Below are 22,513 nucleotides of genomic sequence, written 5' to 3'. Positions count from 1 at the left end.
TCCAGTCTAGAATTGCATTTACTCCAACCATCATCAAATGTCTCATATATCTGTTGTCATCCCTGTATATAAAGCAGAAAAAAGCCTTGATGTTCTCTATGAGAGGCTCAAGGTTTCTTTGTCTGAGATTACACAGGATTTTGAAATCATTTTAGTTGAGGATTGTGGGGGCGATCGCTCTTGGGATATTATTGTGGAGTTAAGTAAGATCGACCCACGGGTAAAAGGAATTCAATTTAGTCGCAATTTTGGCCAACATTATGGCATCACAGCAGGGTTAGATCATTGTGACGCTGACTGGGTAGTTGTTATGGATTGTGATTTACAAGACAGACCAGAAGAAATTCCCCGACTGTATGCCAAAGCTCAACAGGGTTATGATGTTGTCTTAGCTCGCAGAGGTAAACGTCAAGATCCCCCCCTGAAGCGACTTACTTCATGGTTGTTTTATCAAATCTTCAATTACTTGACCGATTTACAATATGATGGACAAGTAGGTAATTTCCGCATTATCTCTCGTCAAGTTGTCGAGAATTTTTGTTTAATGCGGGAACAACTGAGATTTTTTGGTGGTTTGGTTGATTGGATGGGATTTCCCACCGCTAGTATTAACATTACCCATGACCAGCGTTTTGAGGGTAAAAGCACTTATACTTTCGCCAAACTCTGGAAGCTAGCTAGTGAAACAATTATCGCCTATTCAGACAAGCCTCTACGCCTGTCTATTAAGTTAGGTTTTCTGATTTCCACTTTGTCATTTATCTATGGTATTTATATTGCTGTTAGGGTTGTGTTTTATGGTTCGCCTGTAACTGGTTGGAGTAGCCTGATTGTGTCTTTGTATTTTTTAGGTGGGATTATTATTTCTATTCTGGGAATACTAGGTATTTATTTAGGAAAGACTTTTGATCAGACAAAAAGAAGACCTTTATATTTAGTCAGGAATAAAACTGATAGTGTAGATAAAACTTTAAATATCAGTTATGAACTAAAAAAATGTGATGAATATGTGTGAGGATATTGTATTTACTCCATGGGACTCTCGCGCTTTTGGAATCAAAACATTTGAAATACCCTATATATCTGAAAATGATCTAAGAAATACGCTAGAGAAAATTAAAAAGCAAAAATCTGAGGGACACTATACTATTAAAATTAACCCATTAGCCCCAAAGAAAACATTACATGAATTCGGTTTTTATTATTGTGATACCTTAATTGAACCTTATTGTACTTCTGAGAGGTTATTAACATATCAAAGAGAGGGTATAGACATTTGTGAACCATTAAATATAGAAGATATCAGTGAGATTGTTTATGGTGCATTTACTTATGATCGCTTTCATAGAGATTTCAATATCAATCAAAATCTTGCCGATCTAAGATATGATTTGTGGTTAAGAGACCTTTGGCAGTCCAAAAAAGTTTTTAGTTTAATGTTTTATGGTTCTGTAGTAGGTTTTTGGGCATATTCAGATAATAAAATTTTACTCCATGCTTTAAGTAAAGAGTATAGAGGAAAAGGACTATCCAAATATTTTTGGAGTGTTGCTTGTAAAAGATTATTAGAAAAAGGTTATCAAGAATTAACAAGTTCAATATCTATATCTAATGTTGCTGTTCTAAATCTCTATTTATCTTTAGGATTTAAGTTTAGAAACTCGGTAGATATATATCATCTACTTGTAGAATAATTAATTACTATTTCAACTCAATTACATACCAATTACATACAATTTTCAATAATACTGATGAATCATCTTTACATCCTCTTAACCATCCTCTTTACAGTCTACGGACAAATTGTGATTAAATGGCAAGTGCAACTGGCGGGATCACTTCCCCCAGACAACATAGCCAAACTACAATACATCATTAAACTACTACTCAACCCCTGGGTAATTAGTAGCTTTACCTGTGCATTCCTAGCAGCAATTAGCTGGATGGCCGCCATGACTAAATTTGACCTATATAAAAAAGCGGCAAATTTTGGACTTGGAGACCATTATGAACAAAAAAATTTTTTCATAGATCAAACATCAGTAGTTATTTTCACTATATGTCTGAGTATTTTTGTCGGATTTCTACTTACTCCTATCTCCACTGATATAAATGGACATGCAAAAGCAGTAATAAGAATAGCCAATGGTAATCTATCAATTCCTTTCAATTTCTTATATTACGTATTAATATATATAATTACATTTTTTTCAACTGGTACGAAGACTGTTTATCTGGCTTCAATATTGGTATTAAGTTGTTCTATAGTAGCTAAATATTTAATTACCAAACAATTTTTAATGAAAAACCTAATATTACCCAGTAATAGTTTATCTATCTCTTCCAATCAAAAATTGACAGATAGATTCTACCAGGTATACTCATTAATGTTAACTTTTGTTTTCAGTTTACCTCTCAGTTTAATGGTAGGAGGATATTATTACCTTGGAAACACTCCTCCAAATATCTGGCATAATTCAACAACCATATTTTTAATGCCATTTGCATTACTATTGTTTTGGCAATCCTATGAACAAATTAAAACTCCTAAGGCAGATAGAATTGTTTGGATATCACTCTTAATAATCCTAAATATAATAATCAAACCAAGTTTTTTCTTTGTGTTTTTAGTGTGTTATCCCATATTTTTTATTAAACAGTTTGGTTGGACAAAATTAACCTTTGTAAATTTAATTCCACTTTTGATCGGTTGTTTTATGTTAGGAATACAATATCTTGGTCATTATATATGGTACATAGGTAGCCTAACTGAAGGGGGAGATCATGGAGTTACAATAAGTCTATTTACAGTGTGGTCTCATTTTTCGCCTAATATACCTCTCTCTTTACTAGGATCTTTATTGTTCCCTTTATTATGTATAATCCTTCATTGGAAAACTGCTGTTAATCACTTATTAATTAAATATGCATGTTTCCAATATTTGATTGCCATCACAATTTATGCACTTCTTATGGAAACAGGACTCCGTCAATATCATGGTAATTTTGGATGGCAATGCATAGTAGCATCTTATATTCTTTATTTAAGTGCTTCTATTTTGTTGATTGAAAAACTGGGACTGAACCAAAATAATAATGCTTTTTCTAACCTAATTAGTTTAACATTATCAATTTCGCCAAAAAATAAATTGATATTAATTACTCTAATGCTGCATTTTCTCGCTGGAATTGGGTATATTATAAGAATATTTATAACCAGAAAATATTTATAACCAGATATTATTACTGATTTGTGGGGATTGATAAATCATTTATAAGCAGAGTTACTAAGAGGTTGTTTGAAAAGTTTTAGATGGTGACTTTATACACTTGCAGATCCCCCCTAACCTCCTTAATAAGGGGGTAACTAGAATCAAAGTCCCCCTTTTCAAGGGGAATTTAGGGGGATCTAAAATTTTTGATACATCATGAGGGACTTTTAAAACATCCTCTAAGGATATTGTCTCTAGCTGATTCATCTTTTAACTGATCAACGGCTATTTTCGTTTTAGTTGATATCGTGCATGAGTAAAATACCTTTTAACAAACCTTACATGACCGGTAAAGAGCTATGGTATATCAGCCAAGCTCACCACGCCGGACAACTCGCCGGGGATGGTAATTATACCAAAAAATGCCATCAATGGCTAGAAACCCATACCCACTCCCATAAAGCCCTCCTGACTCACTCCTGCACCGCCGCCCTAGAAATGTCAGCTATTTTAGCTGATTTGGAACCAGGAGACGAGGTAATTATGCCCAGTTATACCTTCGTTTCCACCGCCAACGCCTTTGTTCTCAGGGGAGCTATTCCCGTATTTGTAGATATCCGCCCCGACACCCTCAATTTAGATGAAAACCTAGTAGAAACAGCTATTACACACCGCACCCGCGCCATTGTCCCCGTCCATTATGCCGGGGTTGGTTGTGAAATGGATACCTTGCAACAAATTGCCACCAAACATCAACTATTGTTAATTGAAGATGCAGCCCAGGGACTGATGTCATCCTATAAAGGAAAACCCCTTGGTAGTTTTGGTGACTTAGCTTGCTTTAGTTTCCATGAAACCAAAAATATTATCGCCGGTGAAGGCGGTGCTTTAATTATCAATAATCCCCAATTCACAGAATCAGCGGAAATCATTCGGGAAAAAGGCACTAACCGTAGTCAATTTTTCCGGGGACAGGTAGATAAGTATACCTGGATAGAAAAAGGCTCTAGTTACTTACCAGGAGAATTAATTGCCGCTTTCCTCTATGCACAACTTGAAGAAGCACAACAAATTATTACCAACCGCCTCAAAGTATGGGATTATTATCATCAACTGCTAGAACCTGTAGAAAAATCCGGTAAATTACGCCGTCCTATCATTCCCCCTGACTGTCAGCACAATGGACATATGTATTATATCCTGCTAGAGGATTTACAAACCCGTACCCAGCTAATTAACTACCTCAAAGAACAAGGTATTAATGCAGTATTTCACTATGTTCCCTTACATAGCTCTCCTGCTGGTAAGCATTATGGACGGGTGAACGGGAAGATGGATCATACTAACCTTCTGTCTGATTGTTTATTACGCTTACCCATGTTCCCAGAGTTGACAACTTCACAGATAGAAATAATTGTCGGGGCTGTTAAGAGTTTTTAAGAAGATGAGTTGATAGTTATCCACACGGGGAAGCCAGGGAATAAATTAAGCGTCTAAAAGCTCAAGTCGGTTGAAAACCGACTAGTACAGCTTGGCGCAAGTAAACCCATCATTAAAGTTGGTGAAAAATCTGTGATTTGAAACACTTGTGAAAGGTAGGCGTATTTATGCCGAGAGGTACTAGGAAGAGGGGTCAGGATTTTCGTTTGATTTGTTAATTTAATTTATTAATTTAATTATGGCTTTATGGCACTTATATAATCATACTCTTTTTCAAGAATCAAATAATAGTCCTATACAGAGTAAACAGCATTCTATCTGGAGTTAAATAAGATGTGGGTCAGTAATAAGATAAGTCAATTGAGGAATAACTTTTGGGTACTTTGGTTTGTAATTTTGGTTATAGTATTCTTGATTCATTGTCTGACTTTAACTGTCTCACCAACTATTTGGCAAGACGAAGTACAAATAATTGACTATGGACGTACTTTTTTAAATTCTAATACAGATTGGGGAATGAATTGGGACGTTGCCAATAATAGGCCATATCTCACTCTATTTTACTTAGGTTGCTTAGTGCAAGAGTTAGCTTTTAAAGCCACCCATTTTTCTATAGTCGGACCTAGAATTGTGAGCTTAATAGGAGCCAGTTTAGCAGCTACAACAACTATGGGGTATTTGTCAAGTCGCCAAGTACCTCTCAAGATTGCGGCTTTACTGGGACTTGCTCTTTTACTAGATCCTTTATTTGTTCAAAGTTATCGTGGAGATAGGATTGACTGCTGGGTAATTGCAATATGTTTTGCAGCTTGTTGGCTACTGAGATTATCTATTGACAGTATCCACAATCACCAATCTAACCTTGTTCCAGTTAGTCTAGCGGGAAGTTTATCCGTCATAGCTGTTTTTATTTGGCCAAGTGCATTAATTCTGTATCCACTTATCCTGGTGGAATTATTATCTTTGTTGTATGTCACCACCAAGGGAACAGATAGTTTAACTAGTGGTGTGCAATTAATTGCAATATTTGCTGGAGCAGTAATTATAACAGGTATATTAATCATAATTCCTATCACAGGACAGTTGGGAATTTTAGTTAGTAATTTTCTTGAATTTACTAGCGAGAGAGTTGGGGGTTTTGGTTTGAGTGCTATTATCAATCTTTTTGTAAGTTTTAAAAATAGCCCTTTTCTTCCCCTATTAGCTGTAATTAGCTGTATATCTCGTCGAGATAAAGCATTATTAATTGCGAGTTTATTTGCACTATCTCTGGTTTTGAATAGTGGGGTTTACGTTCATCGAGTAATTTATGTGCTGCCTTATTTTATAACTTTATCGAGTGAATTATATCGCCAAGACAAAAAATCTCCTATTCAAAAATTGATTCCTCACAGCAAAAAATACTTATATTTATTACTAATTTGGGCTATTACCCTCTCCTTATTAATCAGACCAGCAACAGGATTGAGGAATTATGATGGGAGAAATCCTAACCTCTTGGTTAATATCAGTACATCTTACATTGGCAAAAATGAGTATAAAGTTTGGGATTCAACTTGGAATTTTTATCAAACCGCCCGATTACTAGGATGGAAAGTTTATCAGCCATTTTTTGGCATTGGCACTAATGATGCTACCAAGAATTTTATTGATAATCTTGACTACGTAATTTTATCACCTGAATCTTATCTTGAAGAAATCATTCAAAAACAAGGATTGCAGATGAAAGAATCCATTAATGTTGATAAATATATTCAAGATAATCCAGGAATTTTATATAAAGTCACAAGAAACATTGGATCAAAAACTGGTTATGGCCCGTATATCTTATACTCAAAATCATAAATATTAATCAAGGGATCCAGGGAATAAATTAAGAGTCTAAAAGCTCAAGTCGATTGAAAACCGACTAGGAAGAGGATTTCTTCGGGACGGGCGATTTTCAATCCCTAGCATAGCGGTAATCGTGGGGCGATCGCCCACAAAGGTAATTAAGTCGCTTTTAGAACAACCTCCACGTCGAAGGGCGGTGTCGAAGTGCGGAGTCGAACTATGTCGAAGTATGCCTGCGCTACAAGGGTTTTATCATTAATATCTGTACCTCATCATAACGGAAACTGCTGTAACTTTTTCAGCAAACCCTAACTAGGGGTTGCTGAGAAAGTCTTTCCGTGAGGGCATAGGAGTCAGGAGTCAGGAGTCAGGAGTCAGGAGGAGATTTGAAAATTTCTTTGCTATCTCTTGAAATCCCAAAAAATGCACACTTTTTCCGGTATACCCTTCAAAACCCTTGCACTAATTTCTGTGTTTATCAGCCTCTAACCTTTGATATATCAAGGTTTTAGGTTTATTCAGCAAACCCTAACTAACCTTTTGACTGGGAAAAAACTAATGAAACTTTCAGTGATCATCCCCACCTATGAGCGGGGAGAAGTGCTGCTTGATACTATTGAGTCCTTACAGCGACTAATGACACCAGAATTTGAACTTTTGGTGATTGACCAGACCTTAAATCATGCTGTAACAATTGAGTCAAGATTAAACAGCTTGGCCGAACAAGGCGCTATTCGTTGGGTTCGCCTACCTCAACCATCTATTCCCATGGCCATGAACCGGGGAATCCTGGAAGCTAAAGGTGAGATAGTCCTTTTCCTCGATGATGATATTATCCCCCATGAGGATTTACTACAGGCTCACCAGCAAGCCCATCAACAAGCTGATCTGGTTGCAGGACAGGTACTACAGCCCGGGGAAAAATCTCTGACATTACAACCAGGGGAGCCATTTCGCTTTACCAGTAACATTCCCCGGCAAATTACGGAGTTTATGGGGGGCAATTTTTCCATTAAGCGCACTGTGGCGATCGCCCTGGGGGGATTTGATGAAAACTTCATAGGGGCTGCATACCGCTATGAGGCGGAATTTGCCCATCGCTACTGTCAAAAATACGGTTTGATTACCTACGAACCGAAAGCCCTGATTCACCACCTACGGGTAGAAAGGGGAGGAACACGCAGCTATGGTCACCACCTGAGAACTGCCCAACCCGCCCATGCTGTGGGAGCTTACTATTACCTGTTAAAGTCAAAACCCAATGGCTGGCTATGGCAAATACTTTGGCGACCATTGCGCTCCATTCGCACAAAACACCATATCACTCATCCTTGGTGGATCTTCCCCACCTTAATTGCAGAAGCCAGAGGGCTGAGTTTAGCCATTCATAAGATTAGTCAAGGACCATCCTATCCAATAGTTTTTCGCTAACTAGGGGTTGCTGAGAAAGTCTTTGCGTGAGGGCATAGGAGTCAGGAGTCAGGGGTCAGGAGTCAGGAGTCAGGAAGAGATTTGAAAATTTCTTTGCCATCTCTTGAAATCCCCAAAAATGCACACTTTTTCCGGTATACCCTTCAAAACCCTTGCACTAATTTCTGTGTTTATCAGCCTCTAACCTTTGATATATCAAGGTTTTAGGTTTATTCAGCAAACCCTAACTAAGAGGATGTTTGTCAAGTTATGATTAGTGTATCAAATATTGTTTGACCCCGACCCGTTCCCCGTGATCCAGTACGGACTACTGACAAAAAGTCCTGTATAAGACCTTCTTTCGGTGTTCCCTATTCCCTGTTCCCTGCGATGCACTGAGCTTGTCGAAGTGTTCCCTGCCTCTACGAAAAATTCATAAATCAAACCGGATTCCTATATATGAATATTGTCATAGATGCTCTGCCCATTAATCATATGTCAGGTAGACACGTCATTTCTGGGCATTTACGAATGTTGGCCAAGTATCATGGCGATCGCCATCAATTTTTTGTTCTACATCACCACAACAATCGGGATCTTTGTTGCGACCTAGGATCGAGTTTTCACTGGATAGAGTGTCCTAATTTTGGTGAAAACTGGCCGGCTCGACTTTGGTGGCAATTTACTCAGTTAGAGTCCCTCCTGACCCAACTAGAAGCTCAACTAATTATTTCAACCTCCGGCGCTCTGGTTCCGGGAACTAAATTACCCCAAGTGGTTATTGCCCAGAATCCCTGGTGTTATGTTAGGGAATTTCACTACACAATTGGCGATCGCCTGAAGGCCTGGCTGCAAAGACAGGGCTACAAACAAGCCCAAAAAAAAGCACAGGCCATGTTTTATTTATCTGAATATGTCGCCAGACTCTACGAAAACGATGCGGGGGTAAAACCTCAAGCTGGTAAAATTCTTTATGTTGGTATTGATGAGGAAACCTACCAAGTGGCTCAAAGTCAATACCTAACCTTTGAACAACGTCCATTAGAAATCCTGACTGTTTCCGCAATGACACCCCACAAAGCCATTGAAGATGTTGTCAAAGTATTCTCAAGACTCCACGAATTAAACACCCGTGTTCATTTAACCCTAGTCGGTCCTTGGAGTACGGATGATTACCGCTCGAAAATTGAAACATTAATACAAGCCCTCAACCTCAGTAATTTTGTCACAATTACTGGTAAAGTATCTGTCAGTCAACTACGGGAACACTATCGCCGCGCTCGGGCATTTTGTCTTTTAAGCCGTTCAGAGTCCTTTGGTATACCCGCAGTAGAAGCCCAAGCCTTTGGGACTCCAACTATTGTGGCGGATGTGTGCGCTCCACCCGAAGTGGCTGGACTGGGTGGTATAGTCATTGATCCACAACAAATCCAGGAGCAGATTCCACTAATTCAATCTTTGCTGACTGATAGGGAAACTTGGAGCAGTTATTCTACCATGGCACTGGAAAATACAGAGCGATTCCGATGGCAGAAAGTTTCAAAGCCTTTAATTAGTTACTTTTAACTTTTATAGGACTTACGCAAGATGTGACTTAAAACCTTATTCTTGTGTAGGGGTAATTCATGAATTACCCCTACTTTCATTCCCTTTTACGTAAGTCCTGTTTTAATTAGGGCTTGCTGAATAAACCTAAAACCTTGATATATCAAAGGTTAGAGGCTGATAAACACAGAAATTAGTGCAAGGGTTTTGAAGGGTATACCGGAATGTGCATTTTTTGGGATTTCAAGAGATGGCAAAGAAATTTTCAAATCTCCTCCTGACTCATGACTCCTGACTCCTGACTCCTGACTCCTATGCCCTCACGGAAAGACTTTCTCAGCAACCCCTAATTATGGTCTTTTAATTATGGTCTTTTAATTATGGTCTTTAAAGTCGGTATTCTCACCACCCACCCAATTCAATATCAAGTACCCTGGTTTCGCCTATTAGCCCAGAACGCCGACATCGATCTGCACGTCTTTTTCTGTATGATTCCCAATGCTATGCAGCAGGGAGATGGATTTGGGGTGGCTTTTGAGTGGGATGTTCCTTTATTGAATGGCTATGAATATCAAGTTTTAACAAATATTGCCCAAACACCATCTGTAACCAACTCTGGGGGCTGTGATACCCCAGAAATTTTTGCGATCGTCAAAAACGGCAATTGGGATGTTTTTATCGTCAATGGTTGGGTTGTTAAAAGCTGCCTGCAACTCCTGGTAGCTTGCCGATTGTATAGCATTCCCTGTATTGTCCGGGGGGAATCTAATCATCTTGCCCATAGGGCATGGTGGAAAAAACAACTGCAACGGCTATTAATTAGTCAGTATAGTGCCTGTTTGTATATTGGAAAAGCTAACCAACAGTTTTATCTCAACAATGGTGTAGCACCAGAAAAACTATTTTCTACCCCCTATTGTATAGACAACGAAAGATTTACCGCCGATACCAGTCAGATCCTTAGTGAAAAATCCTCTCTTCTAGAAAAATTCCGCTTAGACCCCCACACCGTCACCTTCCTTTACTGTGCTAAGTTTATTCCTAAAAAACATCCCCTAGATTTACTCCAGGCGATCGCCCTATTACAACAAAACCATCAACCCACAGGGCAACTACTGATGGTGGGAGACGGGGAATTACGCCCTATCTGTGAACAATTTGTCCGCGATCACCAACTACCAGTTAGGTTTGCCGGGTTTCTCAACCAGAGTGAAATCATTGCTGCTTACCTGGTGTCCGACTGTCTCGTCCTCCCCTCTGATGCCGGTGAAACCTGGGGGCTAGTGGTCAATGAAGCCATGGCCTGTGGACTACCAGCGATTGTTTCCGATCAAGTAGGATGCCATTTTGACCTGATTGCACCGGAAACTGGTTGGACTTACCCCATGGGACAAATAGACAAGTTAGGCGATCGCCTAGCCACAGCGATCAAACTAGGTCAAGAAAAGCTGGCTGAGATGGGAAGTAACGCCCAGAGAAAAGTGATGATGGAATATAATTACCAAAAAGTAGTCTGTGGTATTACAGAAGCCATTCGTTATGTGCGGAGTTAACTGGGGTTTGCTGAATAAACCTAAAACCTTGATATATCAAAGGTTAGAGGCTGATAAACACAGAAATTAGTGCAAGGGTTTTGAAGGGTATACCGGAAAAAGTGTGCATTTTTTGGGATTTCAAGAGATAGCAAAGAAATTTTCAAATCTCCTCCTGACTCCTGACTCCTGACTCCTGACTCCTATGCCCTCACGGAAAGACTTTCTCAGCAACCCCTAACTGTTACCAGCAACAATGGAAAGTGATTTATGGCATCTGGTATAGTATTACTGATTTCAGTTTTAGGGGCGATTCTCGCCCTAGGCAATTGGCGGCGGGGGATATACTGGCTAGTATTTCTAGCAGCAGTACAAGACCCCCTGAGAAAAATGATCCCCGGTGCCCCCTCTAGTGTCCTGTTAGCAAGTGTGCCAATTATATTGGGTATAATCCTGGGGTTGTCGGGACAAAAAGACTGGTTGCATTCATTCTGGCGAATGTATCCCAATGTGAACCGCAGTTTTAACTGGTTTGCGCTGGCCTGCATCCCCCCAGCCTTGATTTCTCTGACCTATAGTGCCAACTCCTGGCTCATGACAGTCTTTGGCATCTTTAACTATGGCGTTTTCTTGGCGGCGATTTTAGTGGGTTTTCACTTTGCCCAATCTCTGGAAGATATCCAAAGACTATTTAGTTTTTATTGTCTCCTCTCCGTGGTCATGCTGAGTGGCACATTTTTAGAATACCTTAACGTCGTACCTGGATGGACTCTTATAGGTACCAGTGCCTTAGACTTTGATTGGGTGCGATATAGTACTGGCTACATTGTCAAGCTGATAGCAGGTTTTTACCGTTCCCCAGATGTCATGGGCTGGCACGCTTCAACAACTTCTATGCTCAGTTTTTTTCTGTGCACCACCTCGAAACCGAGGCAACGCTACCTCTGGTTAGCTATTTGTGTCATAGCGATCGCCGCCCTGTTTTTCTGTGGTCGTCGCAAGATGCTTTATATGTTACCCGTAGCGGCAATAGTTTTTACTTTGATCTATGCCCAAGCCCGTGGCGGGCGGATCTTTTCCGTTTTGCCCGTTCTACTGATTCCACTGCTAATTATGATATATATTGGCAACGATCTGGGAGAAGATTCCACCTACGTCAGATATTACCAAGATCATTTTGCTGTTGCGGGTGAAGACTTTCGACGACATAATTTTGATGCCTTGATTGAAACAGTGCGTCAGTCGGGATTTTTTGGAGCCGGTCTTGGATCAGCTTCCCCAGGGAGCCAGAATCTTGCCATTTTCAATGTCCAAAGACCGAGAACTTGGCAAGAAAGTGGCACCAGTAGGATGATGGTCGAATTGGGAGTACCGGGTTTTATAGCCTTAGTCCTGCTGCTGCTCAGTTTAGTCCTTTCAGCATGGGTACAAGTGCAGGCCCTATTCAAGTCGCAAATCTACTTAGGGGTTTACACAGGTGGAATTTTAGCCTTTTTCCTGGCAAACATTGGTAGCTTGATGGTATCTGGGCAAATATTGGCAGACCCATTTATTACTTTTTTTATTGCTTTCTCCCTGGGGTTAGTATTGTCCTTCGCCAAGTATTGGCAAGCTTTTTTTTGGCATCAAACCCAGAATATAACCCAAAATATAACAATAGGAAACTCTGAAATTGACCGATAAATTGACCGATAAATTGACCGATAAATTGACCGAAATATCGGCTGGATTTTTACCTTCCCTTAACGATAATCAAGGTGTGTTAGAAGTAGCATTAATCACCACTTGTTCCACTGAGTCTGTAGGCAGTATGCTGATTTATGTGGACATGGTGACGGAAACCTTAGATTCTTACTCACAAAAAGTCCGACTGACCAGGATTGACTTACTGAACCTTGTCCCTGATCTGTTTTTTCTCCCGGCTAAACTGAAAAAACGGTTTCAACAGCTTTGGTTACTATTGATTTCCCCGCTACAGTTGCGTAAATATATGTGCAAATACAATGGCGACATATTTCACCTGATGGATGGTAGTACCTGCTATGTTCTCAGGAAAATACCGCCAGAAAAATGTGTGGTCACCCTTCACGATTTAATTCCCGTTTTGCAACAAAAAGGGGAATTTCCCATACCCCCGCCTGGTTTTTTCGCCCGCTGGTTAATTAGAGAAAACTTAAAATCCCTCAAATCCCAGAAAAATATATGTGTTGACAGCACCTGCACAGGTCAGGACTTTCAACAGAACGTTAGCAATCAAATTGTTCCCACCGTGATTTTCCCTAGTATTAGGAGTAGCTTATTAGATTTAATCCCGGCAGAAATCCCCGGATGGCAGGAACGAGTGCGGGATGGAAAAAGAATAATTTTGCACATTGGTAACAATGGCTTCTATAAGAACCGAGCAACGGTAATTCGAGTTTTTGCCGAACTGGTCAAGAGTCACCCCCTGTCATTGGTGATGGCTGGGTCTCCCCCAGATATGGATCTGCAAATGATCATTCAAGAACTGCAAGTAGGTGACAAAATTACCTTTGTTTCCTATCCCAATGATCAGGCGGTATCCTCCCTATACCTGAAGGCTTCCATCTTGCTTTTTCCCAGTTACTATGAGGGATTTGGTTGGCCTCCTTTAGAAGCGATGGCTTTTGGCTGTCCAGTTGTTTGCTCTAACAGTGGTTCTCTCCCTGAAATAGTTGGTAATGCTGCTCTGATGGCCAGTCCTGATGATTTATCAGCCATAGTTGCACAGTGTGATTTTTTACTCAACCAATCGGAGGAAGCAACAAAGCTAGTGCAGGCGGGACTGGAGAATATTCAACGTTTTAGTTCCCTGAAAATGGGGGAAGATCTCATTAATTTTTATAACCGCGTACAACGGTGAGGGAGCCGGTGAATAGTGATCCACACACCGAAACCGGGGAATGAATTAAGAATCTCAAAGCTTAAGTCGGTTGAAAACCGACTGGTTTTAATTATATTTTCCGAGTTTTACAAACAAATTACAATTTACAATTTTAGTCAAAATGTTCTTTTTAAATAACACATTAAATTTTTTGATTTCTCATCCGCTTTCTTCTTCAAAACCATGGAAAGCATTAATCAATTTTGTCCATTGGCAATTACATTATAGATTAGCTAACCAATCATTATCCGCTTTTGTTTTCCGTTTTGTGGAAAATACAAATATTATTATTAGAGGGGGGGAAACAGGAGCTACAGGTAATATTTATGTTGGTCTTCATGAGTTTGTGGATATGTGCCTAATTCTTCATTTCTTATCAAAAGATGATTTGTTTTTTGATATTGGTGCAAACATTGGCTCTTATTCTTTGCTAGCTGGAGGCGTAAGTAATGCTTCTGTGATTGCGTTGGAACCAGTGAGTAACACCTTCCATAAGCTAATTGAAAATATAGGCATTAATAACTTACATGATCAAGTTAAATGTTTTCAGTATGCTGTGGGATCATCAATTTCTCAGGGCGTAATCAGCACAGATGCAGGCTGTCAAAATCAAATATTATCAGATTCCATAACTCATTTAACAAATAAGACAGAGTTAGTTAATATCACAACAATTGATGAATTATCTAAAATTTATGGTTTTCCTTCAGCCATAAAAATTGATGTAGAAGGGTATGAAGACCAAGCTTTTGCAGGAGCATTAGAAACACTCAATAATCAGACATTATCGTTGATTGTTATAGAGACAGTATCGCCGGCGCTGCATGATAAACTTACCCAAACAGGATTTATCAAAGTCTTCTATAATCCATATACTAGAGAAATTTTAAGTAACCCTGTTGCTTCATTAAAGCCAGGGAATAATATATATATCAGAAATCGAAATTTTGTTAATCAGAAAGTCGCTCAAAGTCCCGCTTACTTTATTCATAATATGGATATCAGAATTTAATTAGGGCTTGCTGAATAAACTCAAAACCTTGATAAATCAAGGGTTTCAGGTGAAAAATTAGGAAATCAGTGCAGGATTTTTCAGGGGTATACTCCTAAAAGCGTGCATTTTCCGGGTGAAATTTCAAAGAATTGGTTACTAACAGATCACCCAAACTCTTGCCTATTCCCTATTCCCTATTCCCTGCCTTAACGAAGAGACTTTTTCAGCAAACCCTAATTAACTAATCATGATGTTAATAGATTCGTTTAAATAAATTCCTAATTTAGGAGCAAGTCCTAAGTTGACAATTTCATAGACAAAACTATACTTATATTGACAAAAATCAATATATTTTTAGGAAAAAATCAACTACTTGATATATAATACGGTGATATCAAGTATTGAATTGAGACTATTGCCGACGCGAAAACCAAGCAATGATGGTGGTAGTCTTTTTCAGAAACTTAATTGGAACACAATCGCGTCTGGCTAAGGCGTGAAAGTCTACTGAGGGATAACTGCTCCCATGCTCCCGTTGAAGTAGAAAGTAAAGTCTAGTTTTGTCTAGGTTTTATATAGCAGATAAGCAGTTACACAGCTAAATTGTATAATCCTAATATTCTGAACTCTTGTTTAACAGGCAAGATGCCTGTTCCACTTATACAAATTAAATGCACAACAGCTTGCTCCTTTAGGGGCAGTCATAACCCTGACTGATCTGCTTAGGGATTGACAGTTTCCCTAAATAATGCTATTTTTGGAGTCGAACTGGTAATTAACAATAATTGTTTTTGAGAGGATGTCTGAGAAGTATCAGGTTTTATCCAGATCCCCCCTTACCTCACAAGGGTAGGTTTTTAATATTATCTGTTGAGGCAGGACCAGGAAGACAAGGAGGGAAAGTAGACAAGGAAGATTTTATCAGCACAATGGTCTTTTTGTTACCAAGAGAAGATGATTTTGTACTGTTTTCCTCCCTTGTCCACTGTCCTTCCTTGTCCCCCAAGTCTTGCCCTCACGACAATGTAAAAAACCTACCCTTGTAAGGATCCCCCCTTACTCCCCTTAATAAGCTATCCATTATAAACATCTTTCTTAATATTCATGAGAGCGATCGCTTGCAGACCCCCAACCCTTAATCCTTCGTTGCTGATTCTCAATAAAATGAAGTTTTTATCAATAAAGATGAGGTGCATTTTGTCAAGATCAGGTAAATTCAAAAGTCTTGAAACCTTTACCAAGTATAGGTTTTAAGATTGTTAAGAAAGATGTTTATAATGGATAGCCTTTTAAGGCGGGGAGCGTCAAAATAGAGTAAACAATACTTAGGTGCTTTCATGAACACAATTAATGTTCTTTACGAACAAGATTATTTCCTTTGGCTGGAAGAAACTTATAAATTACTAGAAAATAATCGCATTGAGGAATTAGATTTTTTACATTTAAAGGAGGAAATTCTCAGTTTGGGTAATGAACAAAGGCGGAAAGTTGACAGTTACCTGCGTCAATTGCTCATTCACTTACTCTTGTATAAGTATTGGAACTCTGAAAAAGAATACTGTGCCAAAGGTTGGCAAAATGAAATTGATAACTTTCGATTTGAGCTTGAGTTATTGTTAAAGTCTAAAACGTTGTATAACTATTTCTTGCAAGAAATTGCAGAAATTTATGTTAAAGCCAGAAGACAGGCTATCAAAAAAAGTGAATTACCTGCTCATCTTTTTCCTGAAAGTTGTCCGTTTTCTGCAGATGATCTACTTGATCCAGAATTTCTTCCCGATTAAAATTAGTGATGTCCCTGTGAAATTTCTATAACAATGCTTCTCAAAAATGGGCGATCGCACCCGAATGAATCATGTATCAAAGTGAAGCACCTCAGCAAAAAAACCTACCCCTGTGATGGCAGGGGGAAGCCTTGAATTTTAATGGTTTTATCCCACATTCCGCACCCCCCAGTGTCACAATCGGTAATTTCGGATTTTTGAAGACCTTTGAGGATAATTTTAATACAAAATGGTCTAAAGTTTAGGTAGCGATAGCGAAGCGCTGCTGCAAGCAGTTCGCCAATCTCAAATCCCCAAATGACCATTTTTCGTTGTGTGACAGTTTAGGGTGCGGAAGGTGGGTTGGATGCAATCCCAAAAATTTGACCGCTTTTCACCAGTGGTATGTATGCCATGAGGAAAGTATAGCATTAAGTTAGTGAAAGTTGGCAAATGACTATACTAAAAACGGGTTACAGCCTTACTATTTAGGGGTTGCTGAGAAAGTCTTTCCGTGAGGGCATAGGAGTCAGGAGTCAGGAGTCAGGAGTCAGGAGGAGATTTGAAAATTTCTTTGCCATCTCTTGAAATCCCCAAAAATGCACACTTTTTCCGGTATACCCTTCAAAACCCTTGCACTAATTTCTGTGTTTATCAGCCTCTAACCTTTGATACATCAAGGTTTTAGGTTTATTCAGCAAACCCTATTTAAATCGCTAAGAGTATTGCTATCCAAAGATTTTTGCCTGGGCAAAAGTCTAGCAATCATCCGTTTTTAGTATAACTAGCTAATTTCCTCTTGAAAATTTATAAAACAGCCTCTAAAGTTGATCAGGATTTATCCCCATTGTCTGTAATTTTGCCAGCAATTCCTCCCTTTGTTGGCGCTCCTGTGCCAGTAACAATTCCGCAGCCTCTGCTCTTTGCTGTGCCTGTTGAGCTTCTTGCTGTGCCTGTTGGGCTTCTTGCTGTGCTTGTTGGGCTTCTTGCTGTGCTTGTTGAGCTTCTTGCTGTGCTTGTTGAGCTAATTCACGGGCTGTAGGTAGTAGAACCCCGTCTAAAGTTGCCCACCTTACCCAGACGGCGTTGGCTCCCCCAAATTCTCCCGCCCAACGCACTAGAGCTAAACCTAATTTTTGACTGATCAGCCTGTTTTGCTCATCGGGAATGATTGGTTCATATCCATAATCCCTGATGATGAAACCAGCAAACTCATTGGGATTAAAAGGATCATACCAAAAGTATTCTGGTACTCTGAGCCTGTTTTGGTATATTTCTTTTTTGTCTGTCTTGTCTCTGGAAGCAGTGCTAGAGGATAGCAACTCTACTACCACATCTGGACCTTTACCCTCTTCCCAAGTTACCCAACATTTGCGCTCTCCCTTGGGAACATCCAACACAGCAAACATATCCGGACCACGGAAATCATGGTTTTTCAATTGATGGGGACTAAAGTAAACAAACATATTACCCCCCACAAAGGCATCTTGATCCCCTAACCAAGCAGCTAGGGGATCAACTAGTAAATCCATTTGCAGTTTATGGCGATAGGTTTCCATGGGGATGCCGTCATCATATAGTAATTCATCCTGGGTGGGGGGATTAACAAAATCTGGGGTTGAATCTGGTGTCGATTGATCTAAGTTTAGCAATGTCGATTCACTCATATTTCCTCCGATTGAATCCCGATGCTTACTAATTTAACTAAGATTGATTCAGTTTTGCATATCCAGTACGAGGTTGGGGGGATCAATCAGTGTCATTGATGACAATAAAGAACCACAATTTCATTATTAGAACAAGCAACAGATTTAGACCAACCTCCACCCCACCTCACAGGGGTAGATTTTTTACATTGTCGTGAGGGCAAGACTTGGAAGACAAGGAGAGAAAGTAGACAAGAAAGTTATGCAAATGCGTGAGAAAACACCCCTTTAAAAGCTATTAAAAGCAATTGATTGAGAAAAAGGAGGTGGGAATGGGAATAAGCCATTTAAACAAATGCCTTTGCCATTAAGCCAGCGATAATGGTGAGTAATCCTTATTACGCCTTTAGCTAGGGAATTTATGCCGTGGATAAATTACAAAAATTATTTAAAGGAGAAATATTTAATGTCTAATAAACACGAATATTACTACGCCAATGCTGACAGCGGACACCATCATAAATATCTGATTAATTCTTTATTAGAAATGGTATATTCTGCTTCCCCCCCCTAAAAAATCAACCAAAACCACGCATTTTAGATATTGGCTGTGGCAATGGTAGTTTAACTAATTTAATTGCACAACAAGGGTATGAAGTTATCGGAGTGGAAGAGTCTAAATCAGGTGTGCAATTAGCCCAGGAAAAATTTCCTGATTGTCGTTTTATCCAGGGAAGTATATATGATTTACCCTATACAGAAATAGGAGGGCAATTTGATCTTATTATTTCCTGCGAGGTAATTGAACATTTATTTGACCCTAAAGCTATAGTTAGGAATACTAAACAACTACTCAAACCCAATGGGCGGTTAATTTTAACTACACCCTATCATGGTTATTTGAAAAACTTAGCCCTGGCTATCTCTGGAAAAATGGATAAACACTTCACTGCTCTTTGGGATGGTGGACATATCAAGTTTTTCTCTGTGAAAACATTAAAAAATTTATTAACAACAGAGGGGTATACAAATATTGAATTTAAATTTGCAGGTAGAATACCTTACTTGTGGAAATCAATGCTGTGTTCTTCCACACTGGAGGAAGCATATAGCCGCCATGAAACTATAATTTCTCAGTCGGTTTTTAACCGACTTGAGCTTTGAGACTCTTAATTCATTCCCTGGCTCCCGTGTGGATAACTATCAATGGACAGCTTAAATTTAACCCAACTATAGGACTAATATTTGATTTTTGAACAGAACTCCATACATGGTTCGGCTTCGCTCACCATAAATACTGACAGCCTTCTTTCCTGTTCCCTGTTCCCTGTTCCCTGTTCCCTGCCTCTACAAAAAATTCATGAATCAAATCAGATCACTATATGCTAGAACAAATTACCCCCCTCATCCTCACTTATAACGAAGCCCCCAACATCGATCGCACCCTAGAAAAACTCACCTGGGCAAAACAAATTATTGTTATTGATAGTTACAGCACAGATCAAACCTTAGAAATTCTCTCAAATTATCCCCAAGTCACAGTAGTTAAACGTAAATTTGATTCCTTTGCAAGTCAATGCAATTATGGCTTAGAGCAAGTTAAATCAGAATGGGTTTTATCTCTGGATGCTGATTATATCTTAACTGATGAACTAATTACGGAGATTAAAAATTTACCTCTAGATACTACCATTGACGGTTACTTTGCTAGATTTAAATATTGTGTGTTTGGTAAACCTTTAAGAGGTACTCTACTTCCACCCCGCCAGATATTATACAGAATAGAAAAAGCAAATTATCAAGATGATGGACACGCTCATCGGGTTTTAGTAGAAGGTAACTCTAGTCAACTGACAGCATACATTTACCACGACGATCGCAAACCATTAAATCGCTGGTTATGGGCGCAACAACGTTACATGGTGATTGAGTCCAAAAAACTCCTAGAAACCCCGAACCATGAACTTAGTTTAGGCGATCGTCTGCGTAAGCGAAAAATCATCGCCCCATTAATTATACTGGTTTATTGCCTGATTGTCAAAGGAGGCATTTTAGATGGTAAATATGGTTTGTATTACGCATTGCAGCGAGTATTAGCAGAAATTCTGCTCAGTATAAATTTAATAGAGGCTAGTTTTAATCAAAGGGATAAATAGGGCTTGCTGAATAAACCCAAAATACTCGTAAATCAAAGGTTTGAGGCTGATCAGGAGGAAAGAAAGTGCAAGATTTTTGAAGGGTATACCTTAAAAACTGTGCATTTTGGGTCTGATAAATTAGAAAATCTGGGGATAACAGATAGCTAAAACTATTCCCTATTCCCTATTCCCTGCCTCAACGAAGGGACTTTTTCAGCAAACCCTAAATAAACAAGTATGTGCTGATTTCCTGGAAATGTCGATAATTATCCACACGGAATACAATAAATAAACAGCCATTGCTTAACACCATGACAGTTATAGAACGCCATCCCTTATACACATTACCCCCTGTGAGATGGGAAAAACTGCCAGCGGATTTCCCCCTACCAGACGAACCAGTGGAAAGTAATCTTCAACCCCTCTTAGCCGCAGCTTTGCGAGAATCCTTAGAACTGGCTGGATTAATCTTAGAATCCATGCTCATTGCTTCCAATTTTGGGCTATGCGCCACAGTGGGCGACAAAACCATCGTCAAAGCCCCCGACTGGGTTTATATACCTGTAGTTCATCCCCTGCCAGAGGGAGAAGTGCGCCGGAGTTATACTCCCCACGCCGAAGGAGAACCCCCCGCCATTGTGATGGAATTTATCTCTGCTACTGAGGGGGGAGAATATTCTATTAATCCCCATTATCCCTATGGTAAATGGTATTTTTATGAACAAATTTTAAAAGTCCCTGTATATGTGATCTTCCATCCTCAAACCGGAACCTTAGATGTTTATCATTTAACAGACGGTAAATACCAGCAACAATCCCCAGATGAACAGGGAAGATTTTACCTAGCAACTTTAAACCTGTTTTTGGGTGTATGGAGAGGTAAAAAAGCAGAAATGGTAACCTTTTGGTTGCGCTGGTGGGATGAATCCGGTAATTTGCTTCTTTGGGGTTCTGAATTATTAGAACAAGAGCGCCAAAGGGCTGAACAAGAACGTCAAAGGGCTGAACAAGAACGCCAAAGGGCTGAACAAGCCGAAGAGAAAGCCGCTAAATTAGCAGCAAAACTGCAAGAAATGGGGATTAATCCCGAAGAAATTTAAGGCGCGGAAATCCTCGTTTTCCTATTAGACCTGCCCGAAAATTACATAAGCATAACCTGAAACCCATTCGTAGGGACAATTCATGAATTGTCCCTACATCTTTTTCAGAGAAGTCTATTACGAATATGCGATTAGATAACTACAGTCTGGGTAACTATACCCCCGGTGCACCCTATTGGAAACAACTGTGCTGGTACTTCCTGGGATCACCTCTAGTTGAAAGTTCTTGGTTACCCATTTCATCGGTCAAAGTGCAAATACTCCGCATTTTTGGAGCTACTATTGGTCAAGGTGTGCGCCTAAAACCAAAAGTGCGGGTAAAATTTCCTTGGCGCTTAACTGTCGGTGATTATGTCTGGATTGGTGAAAATGCTTGGATAGATAACCTAGCTCATGTGACCATAGAAAGTCATGCTTGCATATCTCAAGATGTCTATCTTTGCACAGGTAATCATGACTGGAATCACCCTGATTTTGAATTAAAAATTGCCCCAATTTATATTGAGGAAGGTAGTTGGATTGCTGCTAAGTCAATAATTGGACCTGGGGTGACTGTCGGTAAAGGTGCTGTATTAACTCTGGGTGGAGTAGCTGTTAAATCATTAGCATCAATGACAATTTATGCAGGAAATCCTGCACAAGCCATTAAGCCCAGAAAGTTATAAGAAAATCGAGTGAGTCAAAACCACGCTCGGCAAAGTATCTGAGCGTGGTGGTCAGTGAGCTTGCGGTCACTGAGATTGCCGAAGTGTCGAACTGCGAAGATATTTTGCCGTGCTAAGGAACAGTGGATGTAGGCGAACAGATTGCTCCTTTAGGGGCAGTCATGATATGTTGTTTTTCAACAGGCATCGTAATCAATCGTAATCAACTAATTGAGGCTTGACCATTCCTACCTTTAACAGGTATCCAAACATCCGCCAAGGACGCAAAGTACACAAAGGGAATAGAGTTTCAGTGGGTTTTTGGTGTGGCTGCGTTTATTTTTTCCTTCATTG

At 39.5% G+C, this 22,513-nt stretch carries 18 protein-coding genes; 16 read left to right on the top strand and 2 right to left on the bottom strand.

Annotation, left to right across the window (positions count from 1 at the left end):
- Positions 1-37 precede the first annotated feature (37 nt).
- The 11 genes from H6F45_RS01135 to H6F45_RS01085 all read left to right on the top strand — a co-directional run bounded on the left by H6F45_RS01135 (position 38) and on the right by H6F45_RS01085 (position 14,886).
- Positions 38-1,015 (top strand): glycosyltransferase family 2 protein, encoded by a 978-nt coding sequence (locus tag H6F45_RS01135; RefSeq protein ID WP_190346226.1) that lies wholly within the window; start codon positions 38-40, stop codon positions 1,013-1,015.
- A complete protein-coding gene (locus H6F45_RS01130) occupies positions 1,002-1,694 on the top strand; it encodes a GNAT family N-acetyltransferase (protein WP_190346225.1) in 693 nt (230 codons plus the stop codon). The genes H6F45_RS01135 and H6F45_RS01130 overlap by 14 nt, the downstream gene beginning before the upstream one ends.
- 111 nt (positions 1,695-1,805) lie before the next feature.
- A complete protein-coding gene (locus tag H6F45_RS01125; RefSeq protein ID WP_190346224.1) occupies positions 1,806-3,233 on the top strand; it encodes a hypothetical protein in 1,428 nt (475 codons plus the stop codon).
- Between the two features lie 291 nt (positions 3,234-3,524).
- A complete protein-coding gene (gene rffA / locus H6F45_RS01120; protein WP_190346223.1) occupies positions 3,525-4,652 on the top strand; it encodes a dTDP-4-amino-4,6-dideoxygalactose transaminase in 1,128 nt (375 codons plus the stop codon).
- 396 nt (positions 4,653-5,048) lie between these two features.
- Positions 5,049-6,497 carry a hypothetical protein gene (locus tag H6F45_RS01115; RefSeq protein WP_190346222.1) on the top strand — a complete coding sequence of 483 codons (1,449 nt, stop codon included), beginning with the start codon at positions 5,049-5,051 and terminating at the stop codon, positions 6,495-6,497.
- A gap of 546 nt (positions 6,498-7,043) precedes the next feature.
- Positions 7,044-7,916, top strand: coding sequence for a glycosyltransferase (locus tag H6F45_RS01110; protein ID WP_190346221.1), 873 nt, complete (start codon positions 7,044-7,046; stop codon positions 7,914-7,916).
- 438 nt (positions 7,917-8,354) lie between these two features.
- Positions 8,355-9,461 (top strand): glycosyltransferase, encoded by a 1,107-nt coding sequence (locus tag H6F45_RS01105; RefSeq protein WP_190346220.1) that lies wholly within the window; start codon positions 8,355-8,357, stop codon positions 9,459-9,461.
- Between the two features lie 359 nt (positions 9,462-9,820).
- On the top strand, positions 9,821-10,993 hold the full coding sequence (locus tag H6F45_RS01100) for a glycosyltransferase family 4 protein (RefSeq protein ID WP_137669434.1): 1,173 nt from the start codon (positions 9,821-9,823) through the stop codon (positions 10,991-10,993).
- 249 nt (positions 10,994-11,242) lie between these two features.
- The gene (locus H6F45_RS01095; RefSeq protein ID WP_190346219.1) at positions 11,243-12,655 is read left to right on the top strand and encodes an O-antigen ligase family protein; all 1,413 of its coding nucleotides are present in this window, start codon (positions 11,243-11,245) and stop codon (positions 12,653-12,655) included.
- Positions 12,645-13,853 (top strand): glycosyltransferase family 1 protein, encoded by a 1,209-nt coding sequence (locus tag H6F45_RS01090; protein WP_190346218.1) that lies wholly within the window; start codon positions 12,645-12,647, stop codon positions 13,851-13,853. Before H6F45_RS01095 ends, H6F45_RS01090 begins: the two co-directional genes overlap by 11 nt.
- 172 nt (positions 13,854-14,025) lie before the next feature.
- Positions 14,026-14,886, top strand: a complete 861-nt coding sequence (locus H6F45_RS01085) for an FkbM family methyltransferase (RefSeq protein ID WP_190346217.1) — start codon at positions 14,026-14,028, stop codon at positions 14,884-14,886.
- Positions 14,887-15,941: 1,055 nt separating this feature from the next.
- Here H6F45_RS01085 and H6F45_RS01080 read toward each other — a convergent pair.
- The gene (locus H6F45_RS01080; RefSeq protein WP_190346216.1) at positions 15,942-16,088 is read right to left on the bottom strand and encodes a hypothetical protein; all 147 of its coding nucleotides are present in this window, start codon (positions 16,086-16,088) and stop codon (positions 15,942-15,944) included.
- Between the two features lie 117 nt (positions 16,089-16,205).
- On the opposite strand from H6F45_RS01080, the gene H6F45_RS01075 reads away from it, so the two are divergent.
- Positions 16,206-16,652, top strand: coding sequence for a DUF29 domain-containing protein (locus tag H6F45_RS01075; protein ID WP_137668082.1), 447 nt, complete (start codon positions 16,206-16,208; stop codon positions 16,650-16,652).
- A gap of 800 nt (positions 16,653-17,452) precedes the next feature.
- Here H6F45_RS01075 and H6F45_RS01070 read toward each other — a convergent pair.
- On the bottom strand, positions 17,453-18,298 hold the full coding sequence (locus H6F45_RS01070; protein ID WP_190346215.1) for a Uma2 family endonuclease: 846 nt from the start codon (positions 18,296-18,298) through the stop codon (positions 17,453-17,455).
- Between the two features lie 519 nt (positions 18,299-18,817).
- Between H6F45_RS01070 and H6F45_RS01065 the strand changes: the two genes are divergently transcribed.
- From H6F45_RS01065 to H6F45_RS01050, 4 genes are all read left to right on the top strand, one after another.
- Positions 18,818-19,441: a methyltransferase domain-containing protein gene (locus tag H6F45_RS01065; RefSeq protein ID WP_347237697.1), complete on the top strand. Its 624-nt coding sequence runs from the start codon at positions 18,818-18,820 to the stop codon at positions 19,439-19,441.
- Positions 19,442-19,659: 218 nt separating this feature from the next.
- Positions 19,660-20,433, top strand: a complete 774-nt coding sequence (locus H6F45_RS01060; protein WP_190346214.1) for a glycosyltransferase family 2 protein — start codon at positions 19,660-19,662, stop codon at positions 20,431-20,433.
- A 293-nt stretch (positions 20,434-20,726) separates the two neighbouring features.
- Positions 20,727-21,515: a Uma2 family endonuclease gene (locus tag H6F45_RS01055; RefSeq protein ID WP_190346213.1), complete on the top strand. Its 789-nt coding sequence runs from the start codon at positions 20,727-20,729 to the stop codon at positions 21,513-21,515.
- Positions 21,516-21,640: 125 nt separating this feature from the next.
- Positions 21,641-22,180, top strand: coding sequence for a WcaF family extracellular polysaccharide biosynthesis acetyltransferase (locus H6F45_RS01050; RefSeq protein WP_096571449.1), 540 nt, complete (start codon positions 21,641-21,643; stop codon positions 22,178-22,180).
- Positions 22,181-22,513 lie beyond the last annotated feature (333 nt).

Origin of the sequence: Sphaerospermopsis sp. FACHB-1194 (assembly GCF_014696235.1) — a bacterium.
GTDB lineage: Bacteria > Cyanobacteriota > Cyanobacteriia > Cyanobacteriales > Nostocaceae > Sphaerospermopsis > Sphaerospermopsis kisseleviana.
The sequence above is the reverse complement of the archived record's forward strand: the minus strand, read 5'-3'. Positions and strand labels throughout refer to the sequence as shown.